We start from the raw sequence: 10,376 nt of genomic DNA on the forward strand, positions 1-10,376 counted from the left end.
AAGGAAATGGTTGCGGAGATCTCTATGTTGTGGTTAATATAGTCATGCCAAAGGTTTTGGATCCAAAACAGCAAAAACTAATCAAGGAACTAAAGGAAACAGGGTTATAATTTAAAATTATAAAGTTAGGGGATGCCCAATGATAATTACCTGTGAAGCGTGCTCAACCCGATTTTCCCTTGATGACGCCCTGATTAAGCCTGGGGGGTCAAAGGTTAGATGCAGCAAATGCCGGCATGTTTTTACAGCCTTTTCAGGAAAAACCCCGGAAGCGCCCTCTGCAGTTGAAATCCCCGGCCCGCCGGAACCTGAAGAAAAGGATATCCCCTTTGATGCACCAGAGATCCAAAACGATTCAGACTTTAACGTATCACAACAAGATGACGATTTCAGTATAAACAGGGATTCTGGCAGCCTGGATTCTGACCTGGAAGAGACAGATATTGAGTTCTTAGAAATTGAATTCGATGATCCGGAATTTAAGCAGGACCTGTCTGAACCCGGGACAAACACAGAAGCGCCAGATTCTCAGAACCAGAATATTGAGATTAAAGACCCGGCCCAGGACTCTGACGAAGACGACCTTGGTTTCGAAACTGTTGATTTTGAGATAGATAAACCGGAAGTGAACTTCCAGAACTTTGAATTTGGAGATAGAGTCTCTTCTGAGCCGGCATTAGTGTCTGCAGATTCAGATACGGATACGGCTGATATTGAAATCAGTTTTGCCCAGGATGAAGCTACAGGACCAGACCTTGAGCTGGAAGAGATCTCCTTTGACATGGATGATCTTAAACTGGATATAAAAGATGATGATCATGAAAAAACAGATGACCAGAAAACGGATGAAGATATTGAACAAACCGTCTCAGAGCAGGATAAATTCGCAGAATATGATAAGGTGCTGGATCAGGATACTGAACCGAAAGACATCGGCATAACCATTCCGGACCCTGACGTGGAAGAGTACACATCTGCGCCTGAAACCCCGTTGCCCCCGACAGATGACGAGACCGAAACCACCATGTCGGCATTAATCGACCCAAATCCATTGATCACGCCCCTGGCCGTACAAAGTGTCCGTCAAAAACGGGGCACAAAGAAGAAAAAGGGGATAAGCCTGCCGGTTAAAATTTTGATGGTGCTGTTTCTGCTGATTCTGGCTGCCTATGTGGCAATCCTCCGCCTTGGCGTACCCATTCCGGCGGTGTCCGACATTCAGATTCCCTTTATCACCGAATGGCTTGAGCCCAAACAGGCACCCCAGCCGCCACTGAATCCCGTACCGGACGAATCCAGTATCAATGGCCGGTTTGTTTCCAATAAAAGCGCAGGGGAATTGTTCATTGTCACAGGCAGGATTAAAAATCCGTCCAATACTTCTGTCAGCTACATCCAGGTCAAAGGCACCCTGATGACAAAGGACAGCACCAAAGCAGAAACCCTGACTGCCTATTGCGGAAATATAATTCCTGAAGAGACACTTACGTCCGGCAATATCTCGGACATAACCAAGCAGATGGCGGTAAGACAGGGAAATCAGAACACCAATGTCAATATCAAGCCCGGTGACACGGTCATGTTTATGCTGGTTTTTTCCAACCTGCCCGAGGATCTGACCAACTTCACTGTGGCGGTACACGGATTTGAGCCTGACGAAAAATAAAGCAGCAACGCATGAATCAGTATTAAGTTTGAGTTGGGTATTGCTTCGTATAACCCACATGGGCCGCAAGCCCACAACGAATAATGAAACTAAAGACACCAACAGTGCAGGGTAAAATGGGCGCCCCAGGCGCTTCGCCCTCTTGTTTCCTGTATTTTGTCTATAGTTTCTTATAAAGTCAAAATAAAGTAAAATTGATCTGAATTTCGAACTTGAACGACTTGATGATGAGTTAAGGGTGTATATTAACCAAACATTTATTTTTATCGAACTTGTTTGGTTTAACATTTTAAACTTTCCCGGCAAGGGCTCCACAGGAAGAAACCGAAGGTGCTCCCATGAACGGTAGCCTGAATGCAGCGTCCGAACTCGTTGACCCGAACGTCTCAAAAAAACCCGACAAAACGGCCATTTATTATAGAAACGAAAAAATTTCCTACGCCGCTCTTCAGGAGGGGATCAACCGGTTCGGCAAGCTGCTCGCCCAGACCGGCGTACGTCCCGGGGAACGGCTCATCATTGCCCTGCCCGACTCGCCGGCCTTTTTCTATGCCTTTTTGGGCAGCATCCGGCACGGGGCCTGGCCTGTGCCCCTCAGCCCGGCCCTTTCCAAGACCGGATACGACTTCATTGTCCAGGATGCCGGGGCCGTTGCCTTGGTCACCCGTACCGGCTGCAGCGCGGCCCAGGCTTCCGGCAGCACGCTCCGGCATCGATTTTATGTGGACACCCCGGAATATGCCGCAGGGATCACCCAGGCCTCCCCGGAATTTGCCCCCCATCCCTCCCGGGAAACGGACATCGCTTTCATGCTGTACAGTTCCGGCAGTACCGGCAACCCAAAGGGCGTGCCCCACCGCCACAGGGATATGATCGCCACCGCAGACACCTATGCCCGGCAGGTGCTGGATGCCACCGAAACCGACCGCTTCTTTTCCGTGGCCAAACTTTTTTTCGCCTTTGGCCTGGGGAACAGCCTCACCTTTCCCCTGAGGGCCGGCGCATCTGTCATCCTGAATCCCGGTCCTCCGGCCTCCCCGGACATTTTGAATATGATCGGGCAATACCGTCCCACGCTTTTTTTCGCCGTCCCCACCGTTTACAACATGCTGTTGAAAACCATGGAGACCGAGGCCCTGGATACCGGCCCCTTGCGCCTCTGCGTATCCGCGGGCGAGGCCCTTCCCGCCGATCTCTTTCATGACTGGAAACGCCTCACCGGCGTGGAGATTCTGGATGGCATCGGGTCCACCGAAGCCTTGCACATCTTCCTGTCCAACCGGGCGGGCCAGGTGCGGCCCGGGACCTCGGGCATCCCTGTCCCGGGCTGGGAGGCCAAGGTGGTTGACGAGGACGGCCGCGCAGTGCCCCCCGGCACCCTGGGACGCCTCTGGATCAGGGGTGATGCCACCGCCCCCCATTACTGGAACCGCCCCGAAAAAACCCGGGAAACCATGAGGGAAGAGGGGTGGCTGGACACCGGGGATGTTTACATCCAAACCCCGGGGACAGAAGGGGCCTTCGCCTTCCAGGGCCGGGGGGACGACATGTTCAAGGTGGACGCCAACTGGGTTTCTCCCATTCGGGTGGAAGCGGTCCTCCGGGAGCATCCAGCGGTGCTGGAGTGCGCCGTGTCCCACCGCAGGCTGGAAGGCCTGGCCAAACCCCTGGCCCTGGTGGTGCTCAGGCCGGGCTTGGAGGAAAATCCCAAACTCGTCGGGGAACTCCGCCGCCATGTCCTGGCAAAGCTCCCAGCCTATATGTGCCCGGTACAGATCGACTTTGTCCAGGGCCTGCCCAAGACCGAAACCGGTAAAGTTCAAAGATTCCGGCTAAAGAAAGACTGAGGCCGTGGTTCTTGTTTGCATCCCAATAATCCATTAATAAGGAGAAAACCCGTGAAAGTTACCGCAGAAAATATTCTCGCCGTCATCAAGGACACCATTGAAGACCAGGACATTGCCGCCAAGCTGAAAGTCGACACCCCGCTGCTGCAGCAGGGCCTCGATTCCATCGACATGCCGGCGATTGCCGTGGCCACGGAAAAGAAGTTCGGCGTCAACCTGTCCGACGCCCAGGCCACCAAGCTTAAAACCGTCAACGACTTTGTCGCCTTTGTTAATCAGAAACTGAGCTGAACCTGAAAGAGAGGTAGACACCCATGGAATATGCCGGCCCCGAGGGGCAAAATCTTAATATGAGGGTCGAAAAGGAACTTTTCGTGGATCCGGAACAGACCTTTGTCATTGACAGGTTTCGTGCGGAGGACGCACCGGGAATCGCGTCCCTGTATCTTGCCGTATACGGGCCGGCATATCCCTTTGATACCTACTATATCCCCGAAAAACTCATTGAGGCCAACCGTTGCGGCGACATTCATTCCGTTGTGGCAAGAACCCCCCAAGGAGACATCGTGGCCCACGGGGCAATGTACAAAAGTGCGCCCCATTACAACAACCTTCTGGAAATCGGCCAGTATCTTGTCCTGAAAGACTACAGGACCACCTTTGCCGCCTTCCGGATCAACGAGTACGTGGCCGGCGAACTTCTCAGGCGGGTCTGCCCTGACGGTATTTTTGGCGAGGCGGTCTGCAACCATATCATCACCCAGAAATCTACGCGCCTGGCTGGCCTGTCCGAAACGGCCCTGGAAGTTGGCCTCATGCCCCAGGAGGTCTACATAAAAGAAAACGAGGCAGTGGACCGCATTTCCTGCATCATGTTCTTCAGGTCATGGAAGGACCGGCCCCGGGAGATATTCATTCCCGATGCCTACCGGGAACAGGCCGCGTTCATCCTGGCGGATCTTGGGATGAATCTGATTCTGGGCCCGGAAGGAAGGACAGCTCCCCGCCGGGGGACAGCCACTGTCATGGACACCGTTTTCATCGAATTTGCCGGGGTAGGCCGGGTCAACCTCGTCGCAGTGGGGACGGATTTCCCCGCCCGTCTCTCGGCCTTTGAGGCGGATATGGACACCCGGAACGCTGCCGTGCGTCAGGTTTTTATCAACCTGTCCGACCCTTCCGGCACTACTGCGGTCCAGATGCTCAGGGAGCGGGGATATTTCTTTGGCGGTCTGCTCCCCCGCTGGTTCGATACAGACGGAATACTCATGCAAAAGCTCTTGAAACTGCCCGATTTCAGCACCATCCGCCTCCATTCCAAGAAAGCCAAAACCATCGGGGAGATGGTGGCGGCGGATGCCCGGAACTGTGCCAGCCGGACTGGCCCGGAAATCTAAAAAAAGGGACACTCCATGACGCTGCCCGATTTCGACCGCCTCAAAGCCATGTGGGAAGACCCTGAATTCACCGAAGTTGCCCAATGGCAGTCCCGCCACCCCGGCGCGCCGGTGGTGGGCTATTTACCGGCTTACGCCCCCCGGGAACTGGTGTACGCCGCAGGGGGACTGGCGGTGGGGCTCTGGGGCGCAGGCCCCCAGGTTGAAATCATTCGGGGAGACATCTATTACCAGTCCTACATCTGCCGCCTGCCCCGGAGCGTTCTTGAAACAGCCCCTGCCCTGGGAGGGTTTTCCGGCGTCATCTTTTCGTCCATCTGCGATGTGATGCGCAACCTTTCCGGCATGTGGCAGATCCTGTTTCCCCACCAGTGGGCTGCATATCTGGACCTGCCCCAGAATTTCTCTCCGGAAACCGGGGGACGGTTCTTTCACGAGACCCTCATCGATCTGGCCACCCGCATCCTGGGCCACCCTCCTGATGGGGCTTACAGCCAAAGGCTCGCCCAGGCCATCTCCCTGACCAACCGGCAGACAGACCTTTTCAGACGGTTGGCCGGCCTGAGGTCAAGATTTCCCTGGAAGGTGCCTGTGGATGAATGGTACACCCTGCTGCGCAGCGCCTTGGTGCTCCATCCCGAGGACCATGTCCCCCAGCTTGCCGCCTACCTCGCCCTTGCCGAAAACAGGGAGAGCCGCCCCCTGGACCACATCCGGGTCCATTTGGCCGGGGCTTTTTGCGAACAGCCCACAATTGGCCTTCTCAAGGCCATCGAAGCTTCGGGGTGCTATATCGTGAGCCATGACCTGTTACTCGGGCTGCACTGGTTCACCGCTCCCCTGAAGGAAACGGGCGATCCTTTTCAAAGCCTTGTGGACGGTTACCTGAACCGGTCCGGCCCGGCCCCCTTTAAGTACTGCGTCCCCCGGGAAAAGGCGGAAACCTTCCTGGCTCTGGTCCGGGAACACCGGGCCGACGGTGTGATCTTCGCGGCCCCCTCCTTTTGTGACCCTTCCCTGCTGGACCGGGCCATGCTCAGGGAGGCTCTGGAAACCCAGGGCATTCCCAGCGCCAGCTTTAAATATGCAGAGAACACCTGCCAGTACAGCGGCATTGCCGAGGTCGCCGGCACCTTCAGCGACAGCATCCGCCTGTGGCCCAAGGAGTCCTGACATGGACAGAATCCCCGTGAAACCCCTTTCTGCCAAACGCTTCCAAAAGCAGATTCTGGACAATTACTTCGACAGTCTGGCTTCGGCCCGGGACCGGGGTCAGAAAGTTGTCTACACCTTTGTGCCCGGGAACCTTACGGAACTGATCCTCTCCTTTGACCTGCTGCCGGTCTATCCCGAGATCAATGCCCTGCAGTCGGCGCTCCGGGGGGATTCGGGTGATTTTATCAAACGGGCAGAAATGGCCGGCCACTCCGAAGATGTCTGCTCCTATGTGAAGTGCGACATCGGCATGATGCTTCTGGGCAACACCGGCCCGGCCGGAAAGCCCCTGCCGCCGCCGGACCTATTACTGCTTTCCTACACCGGCTGCTTTACCTTCATGAAGTGGTTCGAAAACCTTGCCGCCCTGTACGACTGCCCCATGGCCATGCTTCATGTGCCCTACCAGGCCGAGGGTATCGTCACCCCGGCCATGGTCCGGTACGTGGTGCGGCAGCTGGAAGAGGAGATCGTCCCGGCCATGGCCCGGGTCTCGGGCAGGCCCTACGACCCGGAAAGAATCCGGGACATGTGCCTTCTTGCAGCCCAGTCAGAATCCCTGTTCGTCCGGTGCCTGGAAAGTGCGCAACACGTTCCCTCCCCCATTGACAGCTACTTTGGCGGGGTGTTCTATATGTTTCCCATATTCACCGCCTTTCGGGGAACCTTGGAGGCTGTTGAATACTACCGGCTCCTGTTGGAAGAGATCGAAAAACGGATACAAGAAAACCGCACCGCCTTTACCCTGGAAGGGGATTTACCGGAAGAGCGCTACCGCCTGGTGGTGGAGGGCACCCCGAACTGGACCCATTTCTGGGAGCTGTGGAAATTGTTTTACCGCAAGGGAGCGGTGGTGGTGGCCGGTTCCTACGTCCGGGTGGGGGGGCTTTACGACCATGGTTTCCGGCATGACCCGGACCATCCATTGGAAAGCTTTGCCCGGTACTGCATGGGCTGCTACACCAACCTGAGTATCCCGGCCCGGGTGGATTTGCTGACCCGGTTCATGGAAGATTACAAGGCGGATGGACTTGTGGTCCACTCTGTCAAGAGCTGCAACTCCTTTGGCGCAGGCCAGCTTTTGATCCTGAAAGAAGTGGAAAAGAGGACCGGAAAACCCTGCGGTTTCATTGAATCGGACCTGGTGGATCCCCAGTATTTTTCGAGGGCCCATATCAAAAACCGGCTGGATGCCTATTTCCAGATGATCGACGAAAGAAGGGCCTACCATGATCGCAACCCTGGGCATTGATCTGGGCAGCACCACCTGCAAGGCGGTGCTGCTGGGCAAAGAGGGCAAAGTTCTGGGCCGGGGCATCACCAACACCCGGGCCGATTACCGGGTTTCTGCAGACATCGCCTCAAGGGAGGCGATCCTGGATGCCGACCTCGCTTTGCTGGGCAGCCTCGGCCGCCTTTCCACCGAAACCCTGACCCAAACTGAAAGATGCCTGCGCCTGGCTAGCACGGAAAACACCGTGTCCTCAAAGGCTTTGGACGAGACCGCCGCCACGGACCTGCCGCCGGCCGTACGGCCCCTGATCCCGAAACTTGCGGCAATAAGGCCCAGGATCTCCGGCCGGATCGGGACCGGTTACGGCCGCGCCCTCCTGCCTTTTCCGGAAACGGAAATCCGGTCGGAAATCCTATGCCACGGCAAAGGAGCCCGTTACCTGTTCCCGGATGCCCGGACCGTCCTGGACATCGGCGGCCAGGACACCAAGGCCATCCAGCTGGATGAAAACGGACTTGTGGCCTCCTTCTTCATGAATGACCGGTGTGCGGCCGGCTGCGGCAGGTACCTGGGATACGTGGCTGAGGAGCTGGGGATCGGCCTCACCGACCTGGGGCCTTTAGCCTGCGCGGCCTGCCGCGCAGTCCCCGTGACCTCCACCTGCACTGTCTTTGCCGGAACGGAAGTGAGAAGCCTGCTGTATGCCGGTGAAAAGCAGGAGGAGGTGCTTTTAGGGCTCCACCGGGCCGTGGTCCTTCGTGCGCTCTCACTGCTGGCCCGGTCCGGGGGGATCTTTGATGCCCTGGTTTTTACCGGAGGTGTGGCCCAAAATCAGGCCGTGGTCAGAACCCTGAAAGAATACCTGGCTAAAGACCATCCGGATCTTACGCTTCATATTCACCCGGATGCCGTCTATACCGGGGCCCTGGGCGCCGCGCTGTACGCCCTGGAGACATTATGAGCCTTTGCGGATGCGATGTGGGAACAGGTGCAGTTAAACTCGCGGTCATGGCCGAGGAGAGCCACGACCTGCTTTTCTGCTGTCGTGAAACCCTGCGGAAAAGAGCTCCGGAAACGGCGGTGAACCGCTGCTTTGAAGCGGCAGCCCAGGCCGGCTTCCCCCTGGATGGTTTCTCTTACATCGCCGCTACGGGGGACGTGACAGCCGTCACCGCCCGTACCGGCACCTTCTTCGCCATGACCTGCCACGCCCGGGGAGCCCGGCATTTCTCCCCCGAAGCCATGAGCGTTCTGGATATCGGCGCCCTTCACATGCGGGCCATGGTGCTGGACCCCCAGGGGAAGATCCTCTCCTACAAGATGACCAGCCAATGCGCCTCGGGCATGGGAAGGTTTTTAGAAAATGTGGGCCAGTACCTGGGCCTTGGCTTTGGGGAGATGCAGGCCCTCTCCCTTGCCTCAGAGGATCCAAGCTCCCTGTCCGCAGTATGCGCGGTCCTGGCGGAAACCGACATCATCAATCAGGTGTCAAGGGGGGTTCCCATGGCGGACATTGTCCGGGGCATCCACGACGCCATGGCCCAACGGGCCGTGAAGCTGCTCTCCACCGCAGGCCTTATCCCTCCGCTGGCCGTTACAGGCGGCCTGGCTGCGGACCAGGGCTTTATCCACGCCCTGTCCCAGGCCCTTTCAGCCTCAGGCCTTGGGCTTTCATTGAAAACCCACGAAACAAGCCCCTTTGCCGGTGCCATCGGGGCCGCGCTCTGGGGCGGCACCAGGCTGGGCCGCCTGAAAAAATAGATGGCATTTTCAGTCATATATTTCTCTTTTTAAACATTCCCACCATGAAAACCCCTGCCAGGCTCAACAGGGCGGCCAGGTAAAAAACCGGGCCGAATCCGGCAACGCCGGCCAGGGCACTGCCCAAAAATGGGCCTAGGAAAAAACCGGCCTGGAACATCTGGAATCCCAGGTTGGTGTTGAAACTCTGGAGCCTCTGGTTTGAAATATCGAACATCAGTCCGTTGAATACGGGCATGGCCACGCCCCACCCCAGACCTGCCAGGGCGCCCAGTGCATAGAACAGAGGCAGGCGAAATCCCAGGGGCAGCAAGGCAAGGCTGCCCAGCAGCAGAAAGGAGAGTGTAAGACCTGTCAGGGTCAGAATCAGCAGCCGGTCCTTGGGGGCCCGGTCCATGGCCTTGCCGGCAAAGAGGCGGATCCCGATTTCCCCCACAGTGGAAAGGGTTAAAAACAGGCCGGCGTTGGGTATGGCAAGTTCCCGGCTGAACCCGTCCAAAAAGAAAAAAACCAGGGCATGGCCGCAGTAAAGACAGAGCATGGCCAAAAGCAGAAGGACTACCTTCGGGTCCGTGAGGTTTGCCATGATCTCTTTTCGGGAAAGTTTCAGGTGCTGGTCCTTGTGCCGGATTCCGTCCGCTGCATTTTTCGGCACCAGGGGCAGGAGAAGGAAGATCAGGGCGCTCAAGCCCGCAAAGCCCAGCAGCACCCCGGGCAACCCGCCCAGCACCCGGGTCAGAAAGGGGAGCAGCGGCGGCACCAGGGTGTTGGGAATGAGGACCACGATGGAGATGATGCCGAAAAACCGGGCAGATCCCCCCTTGGGCACATGGGGCATCATCAGGGCTGTGAGGGCCGCCCCCATGACTACAAAAGCCAGGCCGTGAAAGATGCGCACACCCATCAGACCCGGCAGGCTCCGGGTCAGGCTGTAGGATCCAAGGGCCAGAATGACCAGCACCGTTCCGAGGACCAGGAAACTTCGGGCGTTGCCGGGCTGGAAAAAGGGGATGACCAGGGGCCGGACCAACAGCGATACCCCGGCAAAAATCCCCATAAGCGTGCCGAACCAGGACGGGTCAATGGGGCAGGTCTTAAGATAGGCAAAGAATTCGAAAAAGACCGAGATGTTGGCATAGGTCAGGAAGGCGATGGCCAGGATCACCGTAAAGCCCCGGGTCCAGAACTTTTCCGGCAGGGCCTGATCGTTTGGGTTGTTGGCTTGCATGGACATTCCTTATTGGGTCAGCATGGGG

The 10,376-nt window shown here is 56.9% G+C and carries 9 protein-coding genes; 8 read left to right on the plus strand and 1 reads right to left on the minus strand.

Annotation, left to right across the window (positions count from 1 at the left end):
* Positions 1–139 precede the first annotated feature (139 nt).
* The 8 genes from AB7U36_RS10975 to AB7U36_RS11010 all read left to right on the plus strand — a co-directional run bounded on the left by AB7U36_RS10975 (position 140) and on the right by AB7U36_RS11010 (position 9,120).
* Positions 140–1,666 (plus strand): DUF3426 domain-containing protein, encoded by a 1,527-nt coding sequence (locus AB7U36_RS10975; RefSeq protein ID WP_428159818.1) that lies wholly within the window; start codon positions 140–142, stop codon positions 1,664–1,666.
* Between the two features lie 338 nt (positions 1,667–2,004).
* Positions 2,005–3,513, plus strand: a complete 1,509-nt coding sequence (locus AB7U36_RS10980) for a benzoate-CoA ligase family protein (RefSeq protein WP_428159819.1) — start codon at positions 2,005–2,007, stop codon at positions 3,511–3,513.
* A 51-nt stretch (positions 3,514–3,564) separates the two neighbouring features.
* Complete coding sequence (locus AB7U36_RS10985) at positions 3,565–3,804, plus strand: acyl carrier protein (protein WP_428159820.1); 240 nt, start codon at positions 3,565–3,567, stop codon at positions 3,802–3,804.
* A gap of 23 nt (positions 3,805–3,827) precedes the next feature.
* On the plus strand, positions 3,828–4,910 hold the full coding sequence (locus AB7U36_RS10990) for a hypothetical protein (RefSeq protein WP_428159821.1): 1,083 nt from the start codon (positions 3,828–3,830) through the stop codon (positions 4,908–4,910).
* A gap of 15 nt (positions 4,911–4,925) precedes the next feature.
* Positions 4,926–6,083 carry a 2-hydroxyacyl-CoA dehydratase gene (locus AB7U36_RS10995; RefSeq protein WP_428159822.1) on the plus strand — a complete coding sequence of 386 codons (1,158 nt, stop codon included), beginning with the start codon at positions 4,926–4,928 and terminating at the stop codon, positions 6,081–6,083.
* Position 6,084: 1 nt separating this feature from the next.
* On the plus strand, positions 6,085–7,377 hold the full coding sequence (bcrB, locus tag AB7U36_RS11000; protein WP_428159823.1) for a benzoyl-CoA reductase subunit B: 1,293 nt from the start codon (positions 6,085–6,087) through the stop codon (positions 7,375–7,377).
* Positions 7,355–8,320 (plus strand): BadF/BadG/BcrA/BcrD ATPase family protein, encoded by a 966-nt coding sequence (locus AB7U36_RS11005; RefSeq protein ID WP_428159824.1) that lies wholly within the window; start codon positions 7,355–7,357, stop codon positions 8,318–8,320. Before bcrB ends, AB7U36_RS11005 begins: the two co-directional genes overlap by 23 nt.
* A complete protein-coding gene (locus AB7U36_RS11010; RefSeq protein ID WP_428159825.1) occupies positions 8,317–9,120 on the plus strand; it encodes a BadF/BadG/BcrA/BcrD ATPase family protein in 804 nt (267 codons plus the stop codon). Before AB7U36_RS11005 ends, AB7U36_RS11010 begins: the two co-directional genes overlap by 4 nt.
* Positions 9,121–9,133: 13 nt before the next feature.
* Here the strand turns inward: AB7U36_RS11010 and AB7U36_RS11015 are convergent, their stop codons facing one another.
* Positions 9,134–10,348 carry an MFS transporter gene (locus AB7U36_RS11015; protein WP_428159826.1) on the minus strand — a complete coding sequence of 405 codons (1,215 nt, stop codon included), beginning with the start codon at positions 10,346–10,348 and terminating at the stop codon, positions 9,134–9,136.
* Between the last annotated feature and the right edge of the window lie 28 nt (positions 10,349–10,376).

Source organism: Desulfobacter sp. (assembly GCF_050177295.1).